This window comes from Halobacillus salinus (assembly GCF_004684905.1).
Lineage (GTDB): Bacteria > Bacillota > Bacilli > Bacillales > Halobacillaceae > Halobacillus > Halobacillus salinus.
On sequence record NZ_SRJC01000001.1, the window covers coordinates 1718569 to 1736275 of the forward strand.

Annotated in this window: 23 protein-coding genes and 2 pseudogenes; 6 read left to right on the forward strand and 19 right to left on the reverse strand. The window is 41.4% G+C overall.

Going from position 1 to position 17707, the window contains the following annotated elements; genetic code table 11:
- Positions 1–6: 6 nt before the first annotated feature.
- The 6 genes from leuB to ilvE form a co-directional block, all read right to left on the reverse strand.
- Positions 7–1113: a 3-isopropylmalate dehydrogenase gene (leuB, locus tag E4663_RS09290; RefSeq protein ID WP_135327372.1), complete on the reverse strand. Its 1107-nt coding sequence runs from the start codon at positions 1111–1113 to the stop codon at positions 7–9.
- Positions 1114–1129: 16 nt separating this feature from the next.
- Positions 1130–2674 carry a 2-isopropylmalate synthase gene (locus E4663_RS09295; protein WP_135327373.1) on the reverse strand — a complete coding sequence of 515 codons (1545 nt, stop codon included), beginning with the start codon at positions 2672–2674 and terminating at the stop codon, positions 1130–1132.
- Positions 2661–3692 (reverse strand): ketol-acid reductoisomerase, encoded by a 1032-nt coding sequence (gene ilvC / locus E4663_RS09300; RefSeq protein ID WP_079480545.1) that lies wholly within the window; start codon positions 3690–3692, stop codon positions 2661–2663. Before ilvC ends, E4663_RS09295 begins: the two co-directional genes overlap by 14 nt.
- 16 nt (positions 3693–3708) lie before the next feature.
- The gene (gene ilvN, locus E4663_RS09305) at positions 3709–4230 is read right to left on the reverse strand and encodes an acetolactate synthase small subunit (protein ID WP_135327374.1); all 522 of its coding nucleotides are present in this window, start codon (positions 4228–4230) and stop codon (positions 3709–3711) included.
- On the reverse strand, positions 4227–5942 hold the full coding sequence (ilvB, locus tag E4663_RS09310; RefSeq protein ID WP_135327375.1) for a biosynthetic-type acetolactate synthase large subunit: 1716 nt from the start codon (positions 5940–5942) through the stop codon (positions 4227–4229). The genes ilvN and ilvB overlap by 4 nt, the downstream gene beginning before the upstream one ends.
- Positions 5943–6294: 352 nt before the next feature.
- Positions 6295–7197 (reverse strand): branched-chain-amino-acid transaminase, encoded by a 903-nt coding sequence (ilvE, locus tag E4663_RS09315; RefSeq protein WP_135327376.1) that lies wholly within the window; start codon positions 7195–7197, stop codon positions 6295–6297.
- 480 nt (positions 7198–7677) lie between these two features.
- Here ilvE and E4663_RS09320 point away from each other — a divergent pair, with 480 nt between their 5' ends.
- From E4663_RS09320 to E4663_RS09335, 4 genes are all read left to right on the forward strand, one after another.
- Positions 7678–8229: a DICT sensory domain-containing protein gene (locus E4663_RS09320; RefSeq protein WP_079480549.1), complete on the forward strand. Its 552-nt coding sequence runs from the start codon at positions 7678–7680 to the stop codon at positions 8227–8229.
- A gap of 60 nt (positions 8230–8289) precedes the next feature.
- Positions 8290–8892, forward strand: a complete 603-nt coding sequence (locus tag E4663_RS09325; protein WP_241657140.1) for an ECF transporter S component — start codon at positions 8290–8292, stop codon at positions 8890–8892.
- A complete protein-coding gene (locus E4663_RS09330; protein ID WP_135327378.1) occupies positions 8889–10115 on the forward strand; it encodes a methyl-accepting chemotaxis protein in 1227 nt (408 codons plus the stop codon). The genes E4663_RS09325 and E4663_RS09330 overlap by 4 nt, the downstream gene beginning before the upstream one ends.
- 78 nt (positions 10116–10193) lie before the next feature.
- Positions 10194–10319 carry a YjcZ family sporulation protein gene (locus tag E4663_RS09335; RefSeq protein ID WP_079480552.1) on the forward strand — a complete coding sequence of 42 codons (126 nt, stop codon included), beginning with the start codon at positions 10194–10196 and terminating at the stop codon, positions 10317–10319.
- Positions 10320–10445: 126 nt separating this feature from the next.
- Here E4663_RS09335 and E4663_RS09340 read toward each other — a convergent pair whose 3' ends face one another.
- From E4663_RS09340 to E4663_RS09360, 6 genes and pseudogenes are all read right to left on the reverse strand, one after another.
- Entirely contained in the window at positions 10446–10625 is a 180-nt protein-coding gene (locus E4663_RS09340) for a hypothetical protein (protein WP_079480553.1), read from the reverse strand.
- A gap of 119 nt (positions 10626–10744) precedes the next feature.
- The gene (locus E4663_RS09345; protein WP_135327379.1) at positions 10745–10999 is read right to left on the reverse strand and encodes a hypothetical protein; all 255 of its coding nucleotides are present in this window, start codon (positions 10997–10999) and stop codon (positions 10745–10747) included.
- 235 nt (positions 11000–11234) lie between these two features.
- Positions 11235–11384, reverse strand: coding sequence for a hypothetical protein (locus tag E4663_RS19765; protein WP_158290466.1), 150 nt, complete (start codon positions 11382–11384; stop codon positions 11235–11237).
- 160 nt (positions 11385–11544) lie between these two features.
- Positions 11545–12102 (reverse strand): annotated as a pseudogene (locus E4663_RS09350) (PBSX family phage terminase large subunit); the annotation flags it as partial.
- Positions 12092–12525: pseudogene (locus E4663_RS09355) on the reverse strand (terminase small subunit). The pseudogenes E4663_RS09350 and E4663_RS09355, both read right to left, overlap by 11 nt.
- Positions 12526–12595: 70 nt before the next feature.
- The gene (locus tag E4663_RS09360) at positions 12596–12793 is read right to left on the reverse strand and encodes a hypothetical protein (RefSeq protein WP_135327380.1); all 198 of its coding nucleotides are present in this window, start codon (positions 12791–12793) and stop codon (positions 12596–12598) included.
- 129 nt (positions 12794–12922) lie between these two features.
- On the opposite strand from E4663_RS09360, the gene E4663_RS09365 reads away from it, so the two are divergent.
- On the forward strand, positions 12923–13147 hold the full coding sequence (locus E4663_RS09365) for a hypothetical protein (protein WP_135327381.1): 225 nt from the start codon (positions 12923–12925) through the stop codon (positions 13145–13147).
- A 504-nt stretch (positions 13148–13651) separates the two neighbouring features.
- Here E4663_RS09365 and E4663_RS20260 read toward each other — a convergent pair.
- From E4663_RS20260 to E4663_RS09390, 7 genes are all read right to left on the reverse strand, one after another.
- Positions 13652–13804 (reverse strand): helix-turn-helix domain-containing protein, encoded by a 153-nt coding sequence (locus E4663_RS20260; protein WP_338323628.1) that lies wholly within the window; start codon positions 13802–13804, stop codon positions 13652–13654.
- Between the two features lie 12 nt (positions 13805–13816).
- The gene (locus tag E4663_RS20155) at positions 13817–14056 is read right to left on the reverse strand and encodes a hypothetical protein (RefSeq protein ID WP_241657141.1); all 240 of its coding nucleotides are present in this window, start codon (positions 14054–14056) and stop codon (positions 13817–13819) included.
- A 115-nt stretch (positions 14057–14171) separates the two neighbouring features.
- Positions 14172–15260, reverse strand: a complete 1089-nt coding sequence (locus E4663_RS09375) for a GTP pyrophosphokinase (RefSeq protein WP_135327382.1) — start codon at positions 15258–15260, stop codon at positions 14172–14174.
- Entirely contained in the window at positions 15257–15406 is a 150-nt protein-coding gene (locus E4663_RS19770) for an XtrA/YqaO family protein (protein WP_421803540.1), read from the reverse strand. The genes E4663_RS09375 and E4663_RS19770 overlap by 4 nt, the downstream gene beginning before the upstream one ends.
- Before the next feature lie 62 nt (positions 15407–15468).
- A complete protein-coding gene (locus tag E4663_RS09380) occupies positions 15469–16017 on the reverse strand; it encodes a hypothetical protein (protein ID WP_135327383.1) in 549 nt (182 codons plus the stop codon).
- Positions 16018–16044: 27 nt separating this feature from the next.
- Positions 16045–16653: a hypothetical protein gene (locus tag E4663_RS09385; RefSeq protein WP_135327384.1), complete on the reverse strand. Its 609-nt coding sequence runs from the start codon at positions 16651–16653 to the stop codon at positions 16045–16047.
- Entirely contained in the window at positions 16650–16856 is a 207-nt protein-coding gene (locus tag E4663_RS09390) for an XtrA/YqaO family protein (protein WP_158290467.1), read from the reverse strand. Before E4663_RS09390 ends, E4663_RS09385 begins: the two co-directional genes overlap by 4 nt.
- 98 nt (positions 16857–16954) lie before the next feature.
- Here E4663_RS09390 and E4663_RS09395 point away from each other — a divergent pair, with 98 nt between their 5' ends.
- Entirely contained in the window at positions 16955–17134 is a 180-nt protein-coding gene (locus tag E4663_RS09395) for a hypothetical protein (protein WP_135327385.1), read from the forward strand.
- Positions 17135–17707 lie beyond the last annotated feature (573 nt).

A 17707-nucleotide genomic window follows, 5' to 3' on the forward strand; every position in this document is an offset into this window, starting at 1 on the left:
TTCCCATCACACATAGCAGCGCATGATATTTTCCGTCGTATCATTCGTGCTGATTTGTTCGATCACTTTTGCAGCCATTTGACTGCCACCAACTTCAATCCCTTGAGTAATATCAAGGTCCGCAGTATGGAAGCCAGCATGCAGCACCTCATGAACCGCCGCTTCCACTGTATCCGCTTCTTCCTGCATTCCGAATGAGTGTTTCAACATCATAGCGACGGAAAGGATGGACGCAAGCGGGTTTGCTTTGTTTTGTCCTGCGATATCAGGAGCAGACCCGTGTACCGGTTCAAACAATCCGACTCCGTCTTCACGTACACTTGCAGATGGCAGCATCCCAAGGGAACCTGTCAATACGGAAGCCTCGTCGCTTAAGATGTCACCAAACATATTTTCCGTAACGATGACGTCAAAGCTCGATGGGTTTGTCACTAGTTTCATAGCTGCCGCGTCTACCAGCATATGTTCTACCTCTACATCTGGATAAGCCTGTTTCTTCTCTTCTACAACTTCTCTCCACATCCGACTCGATTCCAAGACGTTCGCCTTGTCTACGGATGTCAGGTGCTTCCTTCGAACTTGGGCACTTTGAAAAGCTTTCTCTACAATTCTTTCTATCTCTGATCGTTGGTAAGCCAGTGTGTCGACTACGGATTGTCCGTTATCACGGCGTTCACGAGGTTCTCCGAAATATAGACCGCCTGTAAGTTCACGAACGATCAGTAAGTCACTGCCTGCTACAACTTCCGATTTTAAAGGGGAGGCGTGAAGCAACTGCTGAAAAGCCTGAACTGGCCTAAGGTTAGCGAAAAGGCCAAGCTGTTTGCGGATACCTAGCAGCCCCTTTTCTGGTCGAAGATGTCCAGGAAGCTGATCCCATTTCGGACCACCGACAGCTCCTAGGAATACAGCGTCTGCTTTATTACAAGCTTCCACTGTGTCTTCCGGAAGAGGAGTGCCATGTTGGTCGACGGCAGCCCCTCCAATATCATGGCTCTCAAAGGTGAACGTATGCTGGTACCGTCCGGCTATTGCTTCAAGCACTTGTTTCGCGGCTTTCGTTACTTCTGGACCGATACCATCTCCAGGCAAAAGGACGATGTGTTTCTTCATTAAGGAGCTCCCCTTCCTATACTTGGGCTTTTTGATAAACTTTCTGTTGCTCTCTATACAGAGTGCGGTTTACAGCATTCAGAAAAGCATGTGCAGAAGCTTCCAATACATCTTGAGCGGACCCGCGACCTGAGGCCTTCTCCCCATTCACGGTCAGTTGAACATGGACTTCAGCGAGTGCATCCCTGCCGCGACCGATAGAACTTAGCTGATAATCGATCAAGTGGACATCGCCTTCTATCAAATCATCCAGTGTGTTATAGATGGCTTCGACACTACCTTCGCCTGTATTCGCTTTTTCCGCTTCTTCTCCATTCGGCTGGGTAAGCAGGATGGTTGCCGTAGGGCGGTTTATGCTGCCATATTGCACTTGAAATGCCTGCAATTTATATTTCGGCAGATTATCGTGTTCTGTCTGCGTATCTGTCAATATAGCGAACAAATCATCATCCGTTACTTCTTTCTTCTTACCTGTAAGGTTCTTAAATGATTCGAACGCTTCTTTCAATTTAGATTCATTGAGTTCAAAGCCGAACTCTTTCACTTTTTCTTTGAAAGCATGACGACCAGAATGTTTTCCTAGTACCATACGGTTGGAATCAATCCCAACCATAGAAGGTGTAATGATTTCGTAGGTTGTTGACTCTTTCAACACCCCGTCTTGGTGAATGCCGGATTCATGGGCGAAAGCATTCCTTCCGACTACCGCTTTATTCCCTGGTACCATCATGCCAGTCAATCTGCTGACCAGATCACTCGTACGTTTGATTTCCTTCAATACTAGATTCGTTTGATAGTCGTAGCGATCTTTGCGAATCTCAAGCGCGACTCCGATCTCTTCGATTGCTGCGTTCCCAGCTCTTTCACCGATCCCATTAATCGTCCCTTCAATTTGACGGGCACCGTTCTCGATAGCAGCCAATGAGTTGGAAACAGCCATCCCGAGATCGTTGTGGCAGTGAGCGGATAGAATGACCTTATCGATGTTCGGAACATTCTCCGTTACGTAACGGAACATCTTCCCGTATTCATCTGGAGTTGTATAACCTACCGTATCCGGAAGGTTGATAACAGATGCCCCAGCATCAATCACTTTTTCGATGATATGAACTAGGAAATCCAAGTCTGAGCGGCAAGCGTCTTCTGCCGACCACTGTACAATAGGAAATTTTTCCTTCGCGTAAGACACCATTTCTACCGCCGTCTCCACCACTTCATCTGGTGTCTTTTTCAGTTTGTGGGTCATATGGATTGGGGAGGTTGCTAGAAAAATATGAATGCGTGGTTCCGCTCCGCCTTTCAGTGCCTCCCAGGCACGGTCAATATCTTTACGATGCGCACGGGCAAGTCCTGTAACGGAACAACCTCTAACCGTATTGGCGATTTCTTTAACAGCTTCGAAATCATCCTGTGAAGAAGCGGGAAAACCCGCTTCCATCACATCTACTCCTAGACGTTCCAACTGTTTCGCAATCTCAATTTTCTCCAGACGGTTCAAATTGACACCTGCTGACTGTTCTCCATCCCGAAGCGTCGTATCAAAGACATTAACGTGAGCCATGTGTGACCACATCCTTTTCTTTAGATTGAGACTTCTTAACGAAAGGCATCAGTTCCCTGAGTTCACGACCCACCTTCTCGATTTGATGATTGTTCTCTCTAGCATTGATAGCAGAGAATTCTGGGCGATTGACCTGGTTTTCAAGGATCCAACCTTTTGCGAATTTACCAGTCTGAATATCCGTAAGTACATCTTTCATGCGTGCTTTCGTGTCTTCATTCACTACACGCGGGCCAGATACGAAGTCTCCCCACTGAGCTGTATCAGAGATGGAGTAACGCATTCCCTCAAGACCACCCTCATACATCAGATCGACGATCAATTTCAGTTCGTGCATACATTCGAAGTAGGCTACTTCTGGTTGATATCCTGCTTCAGTCAGCGTCTCGAAGCCTGCTTTTACAAGGCTCGTAAGCCCACCACATAGTACGGCTTGTTCTCCGAATAGATCTGTCTCCGTCTCTTCTTGGAATGTCGTTTCAAGAACTCCTGCACGACCTCCGCCGATCCCTTTAGCATAGGCCAGAGCGATTTCTTTCGCTTCCCCTGTTACGTCTTGTTCAACACCAATCAGCGCCGGAACGCCTGCTCCTTCTTCGAACGTTCTACGTACAAGGTGCCCTGGTCCTTTTGGAGCGACTAGAAAGACATCGACATCAGAAGGAGGAACGACTTGGTTGAAATGAACGTTGAACCCGTGAGCGAAAGCAAGTGCTGCTCCAGATTTCAGATTAGGTTTGATCTGCTCTTCGTAGACAGAAGGTTGATATTCATCTGGAAGAAGTACCATGACTACATCAGAATCAGCTACCGCTTCTGCCACTGGTTTCACTTCAAGTCCGTCTTGCTCCGCTTTGTCCCAGGACTTCCCTTTTCTTAGTCCAACTACCACTTGGTGTCCACTTTCCTTCAAGTTCTGAGCGTGGGCATGGCCTTGTGAACCATAACCGATTACTGCCACTTTCTTATTGCTTAAAACCTCATCTTGGATATCGTTGTGATAATATACTTTTGCCATTTGAATAACTCCCCTTCTATTTTAATAATGAATGTGGTTTGAATTCTGTAACTTGCGGTTGATGACCTCTGGTAAAGGCCGTCAAGCCGGTACGTGCTAACTCTTTCACCCCGTAAGGTCTCAGTAGATCGATCAAGGCATCTACTTTATCCGATTTACCAGTGACCTGAACCGTAATGCTTTCTTTACTCACATCTATAATGGAGGCACGGAATGGTTCAATAATGCCTTGGATCTCACTTCTGATTTGAGGGTTGCTGATCACTTTCACCATCGCAAGCTCTCGTGCCACAATCGCTTTATCTGTAATATCAGATACCTTCAGCACATCGATCTGTTTGTTCAACTGTTTGGTGAGTTGCTCCAGTTTCCGCTCATCTTCGACTTCTACGACGAAGGTCATCTTTGAAACACCTTCTGTTTCCGTCCGACCAACGGAAATGCTCTCGATGTTGAACTGCCGCTTGGCAAGCAGCCCTGTCACTCTGTTCAATACGCCACTCCTGTTATGAACCGTGGCTGTCACAATACGCCTCATTTTTTCACCCCAATCATCTGATGCAACCCTTTACCAGGAGCGATCATCGGATAGACATTTTCTTTCTGAAGAACGCGGCAGTCTACGACAGCCGGTTGATCGTCAGCCAGAATGCCAGGGAGTTTTTCTTCGATATCTTTCTGGGAATCCAGCCGATAGCCGTTCAGTTGGTAACTTTCAGCAAGCTTCACAAAATCAGGCTGTGTATCGATGATAGACTCCGAATACCTTTCTTCGTAGAACTTCTCCTGCCACTGGCGAACCATTCCGAGCGCCTGGTTGTTCACGATGATGATTTTCACCGGTAGGCGACGCTCCTGCAAAACAGATAGTTCCTGCAATGTCATTTGAAATCCGCCATCTCCTACAATGGCAACGCAAGTCGAGTCGGGGTCTCCGAGCTGAGCTCCTATAGCAGCAGGAAATCCGAACCCCATTGTTCCAAGCCCTCCTGATGTCACCCATCTGTTAGGTCGATCGAAGGAGTAATATTGAGCGGCCCACATTTGGTGCTGGCCTACGTCTGTTGTAACCACTGCTTCGCCTTTTGTGTACTCATGTACTTTTTTCAGTAACCACTGCGGGACGATCGACTCTTGTGGTTGGTCGTGCCAAAGCGGATAGTCCCGCTTGTTGGATTCGATCTGTGCCATCCAGCTTTGATGATCGAGCACTTGTACGGTTTTTCCATTTAATGAAGTCAAAGCCTCTTTGGCATCTGACACGATAGGAATCGCTGTTCGAACATTCTTTCCGATCTCTGCAGGATCGATGTCAATATGTGCAACAGTCGCCTGAGGAGCGAAATGCTCTAAGTTTCCTGTCAATCTGTCATCGAAGCGAGCTCCGATATTGATTAACAAGTCACATTCGTATAAAGCCATATTTGCTGGATATGTTCCGTGCATCCCTGCCATGCCAAGGGACAAATCATCACTCCCTGGATAGCTGCCAAGACCTAGCAAGGTTGTTGTTACAGGAAGTTGATAGTTCTGTACGAATTCGATCAGCTCTTCTGAAGCTTCCGCATGAATGACACCGGATCCTGCGAGAACAACTGGTTTCTTCGCTTGAACCAAAGCGTCGTGAAGTTTGCTGATTTGTAATGGATTAGGTTTCACAGTCGGCTGATAGCCCGGTAAGTGAAAGTCATTGGTTACTTTCGACTTCTGGATGGATGCCGATATATCCTTAGGGATGTCAACTACAACTGGACCAGGTCTGCCAGTCGTTGCAATGTGAAAGGCTTCTTTCACGATTCTAGGCAACTCTTCTAATTCCTGAACTTGATAATTGTGTTTCGTAATCGGTGTCGTGATTCCCATAACGTCGGATTCTTGGAATGCATCTGTCCCGATGACCCCTTTTGCTACCTGGCCAGTAAAGATTACCAATGGAATCGAATCCATCATGGCGTCTGCTATACCCGTGATCAGGTTAGTAGCTCCCGGTCCTGATGTTCCGATGACTACTCCAGGACGCTTGGATACTCTTGCATATCCTTCTGCTGCATGAATCGCACCTTGTTCATGCCTTGGAAGGACATGATCAAAACTTTCCCTCGCTCGGTAAAGCGCATCATAGATTGGTAATACAGCACCACCTGGATATCCAAACAGTGTATCTACTCCCTCTTCGATCAATGCGTGCACCAACAAATCTGCTCCCGTTTGAACAGCTGTCAGTTCCTTAAGACTTGCCCCAGCCTTCACGTTTCATCCCTCCTAAAATTAATAAAATAAAAAAGACTTTTTCTCCCTCTCTAACTTCCAAGTCCACAGAAAGGGACAGGGAAGAAGAGGGGTGAAAAAGTCTTTATTTTCACGGTACCACCCTCGTTCATGAAGCTAAAAGCTTCACCTCATGGGACTTGAATTAAGTCCCTTTTGATAACAGGTGCGACGAAACACCCGGTCCTGCCTACTCGACTTTCAGCAAGGACACTCAAGGACGATGTCGGAACAGCTTGCATTTCCGGGCTTCCAGCAACCCCGGCTCTCTGGGAATACAAGTCCCTGTTCCTTTATTCCTATCATCGTGTTAGCAAGTTATGAAATTTTTCTTTCAACTAACATGAGCTTGATTCTTTTCATACACTTTATAACCGTCTGTCGTCGTCACTTTCCGAAACTCGGATAGCAGGTGACTTGTAACGACTCCTGGTTTTCCGTCTCCGATCTCCCTCTGGTCCACTTCTACAGCTGCAATGACCTCTGCTGCTGTTCCGGTCAGGAACACTTCGTCCGCTACATATACATCGTGTCTTGTAAACGGTTGTTCTTTCACATCGTAGCCTTTCTTCCTGGCTAGATCCATGATGGCATTTCGTGTGATTCCTTCTAACGCTCCTAAGTAAGTAGGAGGAGTATAGATGGTTCCTTTCTTCACAATGAAGATATTATCCGCTGATCCCTCAGTCACGTAACCTTGATCATTTAACATTAAGGCTTCATCTACACCTGCTTGATTTGCTTCCATTTTCACCAGAATATTATTTAAATAGTTCAGTGATTTTACTTGAGGAGGTAAAACATCCGGTCGATTCCTTCTGCTAGACACCGAAGCAAGCCTGACACCTCGTTCATAAAGTTCTTTAGGAAATAAAGCGAGTGCTTCTGCAATGACAACCACTCTTGGATTTGAACAACTAACCGGATCTAATCCTAAGTTGCCAGACCCTCGTGAGATGACGACTCGGATATAGGCGGTTTGTAGCTCGTTTTTACGAACCGTCTCTGCAATAATCGATTCCAGCTCCTCCTTTTCATATGGGATAGAAAGCATGATCGATTTCGCCGAGTCGTATAGACGGTCGAGGTGTTCATCTAGTTTAAAGATGTTTCCTTCGTAGACACGAATCCCTTCGAACACCCCGTCTCCATATAAGAAACCGTGATCATAAACTGATACAACGGCTTCGTTCTTGTTTACGAATTCTCCGCCTAAGTAAATCCATTGGCTGCTCATCCTCAGCACTCCTTTCTTTGTTGAAATTTGGTATTTATGATTTTTGCGAACCCTGGAGAAGCAGGCATGCACTCCTGCTTTTCCAGAGTTCAGAGAGGTCTTTCTCCTGAATCAACCATCCGCTCAGGTTGCGTTTCGGTGTAGTTGATTGAGGACTACTTTAAACCCATTCTGAACCAAGGTCAACAGCTTTTCAGTAAATTTTCTGAACAATCGGATTATTCAAATATTAAGTTAAGCGCTTACACAGTTGGGGGACAAAGGGTCAAACCTCATTAACTCACTCGGTTTTTTTCTTTTTTATCTCATTTGCCCTATTTCTCAGAGAAAAAAGAAAGCTTTTCATCCTCTGAGAAAATTATTCCGATATAAGGTTTTCGAATCATGGTATAGGGTAAATGATTTACAACTTAAGTCTTATGTATGAACTTCATACATATCGAAAGATGAATAAAAGTGCTTATTTCAGGAGGAATATTTATGGAAATGGAAAAATTATCTCTCTTCAAAGAATGCTTCGGAGTAATGGAAGGGGAAATGCAGAAGCTTGATAATGCGAACCTATCACAGCTACAGTCGGGATCGATCAAGTTCGAGTCGAAGGTACCGCAATTAGAGTATATGTGTTTAATGATGGAGAACATGGTTCTTATGAAGAAGCTGAAAGGAAATGTGTACGCAGGATTTCAGAAGTTCTCACGTTCCCAGAATGTCATTGATCGTTTCCAAGCTATGACGGAGTATTCGAATGTTCATATTTTCGGAGAAGCGGATGCAGCTGTCGATCAGGAAGACGGAATTGAGTACATTCCTATTCCGCCAGATAGCGAACTGGTCCGAGAATGGTTCCTAGTCATCGATGCACCGAACTTCAAGTCGATGATGGTCGCATACGACTTGGACGGTTTTGGTGTACATGAGATTGAAGAAGGTCGTAACTTCAGAGGTGCTAAATCATCCAACCCTAAGGTGGTAGACCAAGCAGTTCAGTTGCTGAAAGAACACACGAAATCACCTAAAGAATTAGCTTAATAACAGGGAGGCACCCCCCTCCCTGTTTCTATTTTATAAAGGAGTTGAGTCGAGATGGAAATGTCTAAATTACAACGGATGACTACAATCGGTATTTTATCGGCTATCAGCATTCTACTATACTATTTGAAATTCCCTGTACCTTTCTTCCCACCATTTCTCACGCTGGACGTAAGTGATATTCCAGCACTAGTCGGAGCCGTAACCCTAGGACCATTCGCTGGTATACTTATTCAATTCTTAAAAAACATTGTCGATTACATATCTCACGGCAGTTATGTAGGGTTACCAGTAGGTCAAATTGCAAACTTCCTATCTGGTAGTTTAATAGTCGGGGTGATCGGAGCCTTTTATATGATGCAAAAACGGCTCCATATTGGAAGTTACATCGCCTCCGTTTCCATCTTTTTAGCATCTATGTACTTGTTGAATTATTACTTTATCCTGCCATCTATCATGGAGTTGCTCGGAGTAAGCGAAGCCCAATACGTCACTGGGTTTACGAAGTTCAATCCCCTGGCGACCGATTTTACGACAGCTGTCCTATTTGTCATTCTTCCCTTCAATTTGATTAAGATTGCGATGGTATATTCCATTGGCGTCCCTTTTTCGATGCGATTAATAAAGATCATTCAACCTGATAGAAGGAAAGTGGCAGCATGACGTGGATCCGCAGCAACCCACCAGTTCATTATTTAATTGGAATTGTATGTTATGCCCTTTCAGGATTCCTGGTAGCTTCAACCCTACCTTTAACTTTCTCTATTCCGACCTTTCTAGTAGTTACTAGCATTTTCACCTACGGATACTTGATGGTACAAAGGCAGAGCGCTAATACAGATGACATAGACGTAGAGAGTACTTCTAATCACGATTCTACGATAAATCACGAGGCAATTATCGCTTCATTGGAAGAGTTACGTCACGTCGAAGCTCACAGTGAACACCTTAATACGATGAACCAGCAAGCCACACAATCAGCGGAACAAGTCAGCGAAAAACTCTTGACGATGGTACAAGATATCCAAACCGAACAAGCGTATTTGAATGACTTTCGCGAACAGATGACGACGATACAGGATATGATTCAGACGCTTGGTGACACGATCCTTACTTCAAGCAAAACGTCCAATCAAGTAAGGGCCCTTTCTAATCAAGGAAAACAGAAAGTAGATGAATTTAATCACGTATTTACGGAGATTATTCGTGTAACCGACCAATTCGGAAGCTTCAATGAAAAGCTTCTTTCACAAATGAAAAAAGTTACAGACGCGCTCGGATCCATCGAGTACATTTCGAACCAAACCAACCTACTCGCTTTGAACGCTTCCATCGAAGCTGCGAGAGCAGGTGAGCATGGCAGAGGGTTCGGGGTCGTAGCAGATGAGATCCGCAAGCTGTCTGCGCAAGTGAAAGAGAGTGCAAATACGATTGAAACAGTCATAGAAGATGTGAATATAAGTATTACAGAGCAACGCCAATCCTATCAAGCAGATACTACCACATTAATAGAAGGTAAAGAAAAAGCAGAAGAAATGACCCGAATTTTCGATGATGTACTAAAACACGTGACAATCTTGCATGAAGAATCCACACAAGTTCAGACACATTCGGAGCAAGTAATGAGGGAGAAAGTAGAAACACAGAAGAAATTCAAGTTGATCTACGAGCTGACCGAACAACTATCGAATCATACGAATGGTTCTTCCGAAAAAATAATGGAGCAACAGGCAACGATGATGGAACTGGATATGACAGCCATGACGATGACACAGCATATCCAAGAAATTAAAGAGACGCTAAAGACATATGTGAAGTCTACAGAGAATGTCAGATGGCTTCGTCCAACTGAATTACATGACCGGAAAGAGAAAGCAACTTCCTAGCCTTAGTAGTCATGCGCCCTTACATTCACCACCTATTCGACATACGTTGTTGTATAGAAGCATAAAGGTGGTGAAGTCATGAGCTGTTATGGTGGTTGTGGTTACGGAGGTGGCTACGGCGGATACAACGGAGGTTCTACTTTCGTATTGATCGTCGTATTGTTTATCCTTCTTATTATTGTTGGCGCATCTTTTTATTATTAATTAATAGAACATGTGTGCATCATCGCTACCCGTTTCAAGGTGACTCACACAAAGAAAAAACCAGAGGGATCCATCACCCTCTGGTTACTTAATTATGACTTAAATAATTGCTTCCTACATAAGGCCTTATAAATCGTTCCTCTGTTCTCTTACGTTAATATAAATTTGCTCAAGTTCTGTCAACGTCATATCTTTCGTCTGTTTCCCCACTCGATCTTCTGTGTATCCGAGAGCCTCAAGCTTCATAACAAGAGTATAACGCCTGCTCTCTACGCCTCTGGTCAAGTTTGTAGCGGCAATATTCATACAATCACCTCCATCACCCAATCTTATGTGATTTCTCAGGGGATATACTGTACATACCACTGTTCAAGAAAACTTAACCTTTTTATTATGTAAAAATAATATTTACATTCCGTAAATATCTACAATTCTCGTTCGAATATGAGTATTCCATATTGCTCACTCATTCGAAATGGACCGCGAAACACGATTGCAGTTGTTTGCTGGTCAGCCGTATGAATGCGGATACGCTGAATGTTCTTCGAAGTCTGTTGTTGAATAAAACTTTTCGTCAACTTCTTTTCAAGCTCAATAACAATTGTTTCGTCTTGACGAACCGAATAGGATCCGATCACGTTAATTCGGTTACTATCTAAAGACAAGGCACTAAATTGCATAGAAAACGCCCCTCTTCATCATAAACTGGTATAGAAAAAGTATAGCAACTTGTTTCTATGTATACAATTTATTATCGGCTGAAATCGAGCTGATTTTAACAGCAAATTTATTGATATTTGATCTAGAAGAACAGTAGGCGATTGTCAATAAATTTACCTTTTGCTATACTTTCCTCATCCAGAAGAGAGGTGGGTTCTGTACATAGATAACCAATTATTAGAGAGCATAACTGACTTATGTATTTTTCAGTTGTTGCTCCAGCTGTTCAATACGTTCTTCGAGATGTTTGAATTTCTCTTGATTTTCTTGGTGTCGATCTGTCTGTTTTTGGTCTCTTGCTAAGAATAAAACTATTAAACCGACGACAATGACTAGAAAAAGCATTTTCCATCTCCTCCTTTGCTACTTGTATCTACTATCAAAAAGGGACTTTACTTGTATGGTACCATTTGTCTGAATTGAATGACAAAAAAGTCTTCAATAAAAAAGCAAGATACTTTCATCCCTTTTTTCACTAGCATATCGTAAATATCTTTGGTCAGCATTCGAAGAAAACTCTTTTAAGCCAGTGTCTCTCGGACCATGGGTTGAACGTAACTGTGATTTGTTTGAAGAAGTCCGGCGAGTCATATTTACCACGAATCGATTCAACGACTGTCCGGAATTTTTCTTCTGTTTCGATCTGATAAGCTTCCTCAAACCAAGCCCAGGATAATATCCCAACATCCACTGTAATGGACGTAATCTTCAACTCATAGTCCAGACCTCAAAACAGTATCTTCTGTCCAGTTGGCTTGTGGGTGATCTCCGGAAGCGATTCGTTGAACTTAAAAAAATGAGCAACCCCCAATTTGGAGGCTGCCCATTTTAAATCTGTATAAGTTAATTGTTTGTTCGTGTTCGAATAACGCCTAATCACCAAGAGGTTCGCCCAAGGATACTTCATTATCCGATGAATGAAATTGAGGGCTGTTGTTTTCGATTTCTTACTACCCCTAGAGCCTTTAACCACTCGATAGAACTGTTTGTTATTCCATAACCGGTTGTAACCTTTCCCTATGGTTTTGATAATAGAAATGCGCGGCCGTTGCTTAGTCGTCATCGTCCGGTACATCCTCTATCAATTCAGGAGTGATGTTTTCGACTTGGTTTTTGTCTGTCCACATGACATAACGCTTGCCGAGTAATTTAGCTGCTTTGGTTCGGTCACTAGTATCCGATCGCTTGTTATGACGCTCGACTTCAGAACCGAAGTCACCGTCGCCAATAACAAGGAGGTGCTCATCGGTTACTTGGCCTCTCATAACAGCAGTAAGGTATTCCATGACCTCTTGTTGATCAGCGACCTTCTCACTCCTAATTTCTTCGAGTCGTTTGCTTTATAGGATTTCACGCCAACATTAGCCAACAATTTATGCGACTGTGCCCTAGCATAGTTTTTGCTATAACCTGTTTCTACCGCAGACTGTTCAATGTTCCCGGTGATGATATACTCATCAGCGAACCTTTTCTGTTTAAGACTCATTTTCTTACTTATGGCATACCACCACCCTTTTTACTGATTAAAAAAACACCCCACAATGGGGTGCGTAACATTAACCAAACCGAGGCCTTTCAACTTTACCAACTACAACATGAGTAATAGCCGCAACTTTTATTATAAAAAGCCTCCCTCTCTCTTCAGAGACTATTTGGTCGTTCTTCGTATCTTTCGTAGCTTGTACATAAGTTTCTTTTTCGCTAGAGCTTTCAACTACAGTACCTCCCAATTCTGCGCCTGTAGCATAAAACATCACATTATATTTCGCCCATTCCCTCCCTCCTTTCTACCCTAATAATTCGACATAAACTTACAACTCACCTTCCCCAAAAAAGGAAAATAGATAATTGAAATAGAATATATAGTAGAAGGAGGTGAGATTATGTCTTCAGTTTGGTTAGAAAACAATAAAGCCAGCTTGCATATTGTAAACGTTGAGAATGCAAATTATTTAGTATACCTTACTTCAATCGGAAGTATAACTCCGAAAATTGTTGAGGATGTCGAAACAAAATCCCGAATAACATACGACCAAGTAAGGGATGATGTTAAGGATTTGAAAAATGATGAAGTCATTAAACATATGATTACAAAATTAAGAAAGTAATATTAATTATTATGGCACCCGCAAGGGTGCCTGCTAAAGTAATTTATGTTTTCTGCCTAAAGTATTACTTCCTATCCGTCCTGCCCTCCAGTTTACATTTAGAATAAAGGTGTTGTAACTAAAGAGGAAAAGTGTGTAAAGTGTGAAATTTTCTAATACACACCAACCCAATAGATCATTATTAATTTTTAGGAACCCAGTTAAACTCACAATCTTTACAGAACAAACCATTCGTAAGCCACTGAACCAACAATCCCATCAAAAAGAAAAGTGCTGAAACCATAGAGAACACATTAACAACGCTGAATAGATTTTGAATCAAGGAACCTTCGAGCATAAGTGCATAAAATACTGCAAATACAAAAAAGAAAAAAGCAACTCTTGTTAAAAAACTGCCACCGCTTCTAGAGATTACTCTGTTACTTCCACACCGCTTACAGTTTTCCCACCTCAAACTACCACCAACCTTTTACTTTGTCACAACAAACTTCGACAAACACAGTGTTAAATCCTTCCTTTACTAAAAGCAAATACAATGTTGCCCTTCAAATTATACACATGCCTTCTCGATAACCCCATATGATGGCCAATTGCCACCATACTCATGCCGTCAAGTAAGCATTCTAACACCGCTCTTTCTCGTTCGTCCTCTATGATCGAGAGACTTTCTTAAATAAAAAGAACTTTATGTTCGAGCTTACTGACCCACTTGTTTTTCTTATCACGACGGACTACTTCCTGTGAAACCGGATCCTCAGTCTCTCCATTCGCTTTAGGCATTACTGGTTCTATTCCTGATTGAGCAACGAGATTTGTACCGGCATCTTCCAACAAACCTCTTTGACGTTTTATTTCATTTAGCATCCAGTTATAGTCACGTAGTGTATTCTCGATTTGTTTTTTATTCATGCTGACACTCCTAAAGGACACAAACCAAGCGTGTACTACGCTTAATCTGTGTCCTCCAGTTGGCTGGTAGAACAACATTGAATAGTATATAGGCGTATTCTATCCTCGTTCTTTACTATGAAGATAGTGATTGACTAGCTTCAAAAAGTTTCCTAGCCAATTTCTCTCTTCTTGCACCAAATTCAATATTATTAGCAGATAGATAAGATTTTATTTTATCAATGTTGCTCTCAGTAGAGACTAGCACATAACCTAAATAGTATATTGAAATCCCCCTGTGCAGGTACTTTTCATAATCATTTTCTTCCTCTTCAAATAACTGCTGTGCTATATGAATAATATTGCTTTGGTTTTCCGCCAGTAATTCATTTAAAGAGTTGACGTTTGTAATCCCAAGATGATTTAATTCCTCTAGCAAACTATTAAGATAAGAATCATTCGGGAATTCTATACCAGTACCACCCACTTCTGCAATTTTTTCATCTAAAGTTTCTACAAGAGCACTCTTTGCAATGTAAGATTTTAATGAAGCTTTATTCACGTCGATTTCAAAATTATTTTGTTCCATCTCCTCATTAATCTTACTCTCTAATCTTTCCAAGTTAATTCTGATATTCTTAAACTCTTTGTCTGCTGTCTCAAGAAGACTAGCTACTCTCGAGAAGTCTCTCCTTATTTCAAAAGGTGCTTCAATTTTGCTTTTATACCCTAAATCATGTTCAATTTCTGCCCAAGCATGTTGGAGAATTGATCTAATCTGAACTTCAGCCTTCAAGCTATTGAACTCTTGATACTCAACCAATTCCAAACGTTCTTCAGGTAAGTTCACAATATAATGCAAAGAAGCATATCCGAATGTGTCAGGGTTGGTTTTCTCTCTTTTATCAATAGAATTATGCCAATCAATATTGAATTCATCTTTAAAAATCTCAGCGACCTTATCAACGTCATCCTCAAAATATGTAATTATTCTAACTCCTACAATATCTGTAACATCTTTTATTGATGTATATTTATTTCTATCCTCAATTTTTTTCTTGAAACTGTAGTAATCTTTCACTCTAGTATCTACACTGTGTACATAAATACCTTTGGTTTCTAAAAGTCGATCAATCAAATATTTCAAAGCATTTGAGTAGTTATCATATAATGATTCTTTGTCTGCAAATTCTGCTAGTAATCTATTAACTCTGTTCTTAGTCAAAAATCTTCCCCCTCATCAAACTTAACCCTCTTCACCTTTCCCTGGTGCGTAATCACTTTCGTCTCCCCGTGATTTGGTAAGCTGGTTATTTTTCCCTTACACTCGCAATATACGACACAGAACGGGGAACTTCCTCCCAAAAACAAAAAATGGATACAAAACCAAGAGTGTAATTCGCTTAATTTGTGTCCTCCAGTGGGCTGTAGAACTATCCATCTTTTTTAAATTTATCAATTTCAGTTCGAAGTTGTTTTATTTTATCTAAACTTTCCTTGAACTCTATCAAATATTTTGGCTTCTCGACATACTCCCCTCCAATATGAAAGAAATTAACATTAGCTTCCATGCAGCCTATTTCGTCCTCTAACTCTTCTACATTATCAAATATATCATCAGGTATAGATTGGTGTGGTATATTTAATATCTCTTTTCTAACTCTTTGTAATAGACTTGAAACAATAACGAGAAAAGGCTTTTTTTCTTTGTGTGACTCCCAACTTGAATACAACTGATCTAGTTGATCTATTACTAGCTCTAAGAGTTTGTTAACCCTTTTGTATTCTTTATGAAATTCCCTTTTAGTTTTTTTACCCTCTTCACTTAGTTTTCTTTTAAATAACAAATAAGAACCTAATGAACCCAACCCCGCTCCTAGTGTTGCACCTAAGATAGTACCTATTATTGAAAACCAATCCTTTAGAGTTACACATTCAATCCCAGTACAAGATTTAACAATATTTACGTCTATTGGACTCAAGAAATTTCCTCCTCATATATCTATTTTTTAAAAATATTCGTTTTCTCTGGTCTCCTTCAACCCAAATCCTTCAAGTTTATTATTTTTATAAATTATTTTAATTAAAGTCTTGTATTTAGACTTTGCTACATAACATTTCGCTATATAATCTTCCACCTGCTTAACAAGACGATCATAATCAGAATCAAGTTGAATTTTACACCTTTTCAACTCCTTCCTATTCACTTTCTTTTCTTGAGCACTCATCTCGACCATGGTAAGGTTCACTTCAAATTCTTGAAGCTTTATGTAGTTTTGGTGAAATATATTCAAGTCGTATAAAACTTCTTCTATACTCTCACGAACTCTATAAAGACCATATACATCTTTAGTGGATATTGAATTTATATCCATTTCACTTAGCAACTCTGAAATTAATCTAATATTTTTCATCCTAAATTCCATATTCCCTATTGCCACCTGTTTTTCCTCTTGTAACATTTTATCTAATAAAACCACTGTTCTCCTCATACTCTCGAACAAAAAGTATTTAACTTGCTTTGAGTGTTTGAATGCAATAATCCACTTAAAAGCTAGTCTCGCCATTATAGTTCCTAACGCACCTAGAGCAGCAGCAACAACTACATCTAAATTCAAGTTTCTTCCCCCTCATCAAACTTAACTCTTTTCACCTTACCTTGATGAGTAATGACTTTCGTCTCACCATGACCTGGCAGAAGTGTTACTTTTGCCTTCCCGCCACTATATACAACACATATCGCTCCATTCTCTTCTTGAACATCCACTTCTATGGAAATCTTTCCATTTTGTATTTCTATCGGCAGCTGATTCAATCGCATAAAGCCATGCCCCCATATTATAATGGAATTACCACACTCAAAGTCGAGGGCTCTGCTCTCGGCTTTTTGTTTTCACCTTAGATTTAGGAGCGTAGATTATGAGCGATTACAAAGTCGGACACCCCCTCTCCAAAAGATGCAACAAATGTTTCCACCCCGAAGTAACAATCAACCAAACCGTCCAGAAAGAATTCTCGGAAAAGATAGCTTACATCCTATGGTTGCAGTGCCCTGATTGCGGATTTAATGACACTGCATTACTACCAAAAGACGAATAAATTGCTTCATTAAAAGAGATAATAGCACAAGAGGCTAACCGATATATCACCTATTCGCAAAGACAATCATTGTCGGTTAAGTCATCCTCCATCCTTTCCAGCACTTGTGGAGCTGGTTTTTTATTTCTAAATGCCACCCAGAGAGGCGCAACCTTATGCATGGGCTGATTTTAACCGTTTTGTCTTACATTATGTTTGCAGCTTTATTTGCGTTGCATATGACTTACCTTAATTAATGCCCTTAACCAAATCTCTTCCTCCATTCCCATTATTTATTTTATCAGAATTTTTAGGTTAGTGTACAAAGTATTAAACCTAGAAACAAGGAATGATTTGGTTGGATAAACTCTCTTTATATAGTTCACTTCCTGATGAAATACTCGGTGCTTTTTACTACTTGATCCTTAAGAAAATCAGTCCAGATGGTGATTCATCCTATCTTATTGAAGACTTGAAAACTTATTGAGCAAGAAGTTTTATTACTGCTTGAATTGTAGAGAAATTGAAAACTTAATTTCGAAGAAAGTGTTACTCGAAGTTATCGCTGATTATGAAGGTGTCGAACAGAGTGAT

Coding starts and splice junctions, on each gene's coding strand:
- E4663_RS09390 (WP_158290467.1), bottom strand. CDS start 16,856: ATGCGATTGAATCAGCTGCCGATAGAAATACAAAATGGAAAGATTTCC.
- ilvN (WP_135327374.1), bottom strand. CDS start 4,230: ATGAGGCGTATTGTGACAGCCACGGTTCATAACAGGAGTGGCGTATTG.
- E4663_RS09345 (WP_135327379.1), bottom strand. CDS start 10,999: ATGCAATTTAGTGCCTTGTCTTTAGATAGTAACCGAATTAACGTGATC.
- E4663_RS09295 (WP_135327373.1), bottom strand. CDS start 2,674: ATGGCTCACGTTAATGTCTTTGATACGACGCTTCGGGATGGAGAACAG.
- leuB (WP_135327372.1), bottom strand. CDS start 1,113: ATGAAGAAACACATCGTCCTTTTGCCTGGAGATGGTATCGGTCCAGAA.
- E4663_RS09340 (WP_079480553.1), bottom strand. CDS start 10,625: ATGAATATTGCCGCTACAAACTTGACCAGAGGCGTAGAGAGCAGGCGT.
- E4663_RS19765 (WP_158290466.1), bottom strand. CDS start 11,384: ATGCTTTTTCTAGTCATTGTCGTCGGTTTAATAGTTTTATTCTTAGCA.
- ilvC (WP_079480545.1), bottom strand. CDS start 3,692: ATGGCAAAAGTATATTATCACAACGATATCCAAGATGAGGTTTTAAGC.
- ilvE (WP_135327376.1), bottom strand. CDS start 7,197: ATGAGCAGCCAATGGATTTACTTAGGCGGAGAATTCGTAAACAAGAAC.
- E4663_RS09365 (WP_135327381.1), top strand. CDS start 12,923: ATGTCTTCAGTTTGGTTAGAAAACAATAAAGCCAGCTTGCATATTGTA.
- E4663_RS09325 (WP_241657140.1), top strand. CDS start 8,290: ATGTCTAAATTACAACGGATGACTACAATCGGTATTTTATCGGCTATC.
- E4663_RS20155 (WP_241657141.1), bottom strand. CDS start 14,056: ATGAATAAAAAACAAATCGAGAATACACTACGTGACTATAACTGGATG.
- E4663_RS09335 (WP_079480552.1), top strand. CDS start 10,194: ATGAGCTGTTATGGTGGTTGTGGTTACGGAGGTGGCTACGGCGGATAC.
- E4663_RS09320 (WP_079480549.1), top strand. CDS start 7,678: ATGGAAATGGAAAAATTATCTCTCTTCAAAGAATGCTTCGGAGTAATG.
- E4663_RS09395 (WP_135327385.1), top strand. CDS start 16,955: ATGAGCGATTACAAAGTCGGACACCCCCTCTCCAAAAGATGCAACAAA.
- E4663_RS09330 (WP_135327378.1), top strand. CDS start 8,889: ATGACGTGGATCCGCAGCAACCCACCAGTTCATTATTTAATTGGAATT.
- E4663_RS09360 (WP_135327380.1), bottom strand. CDS start 12,793: ATGTTTTATGCTACAGGCGCAGAATTGGGAGGTACTGTAGTTGAAAGC.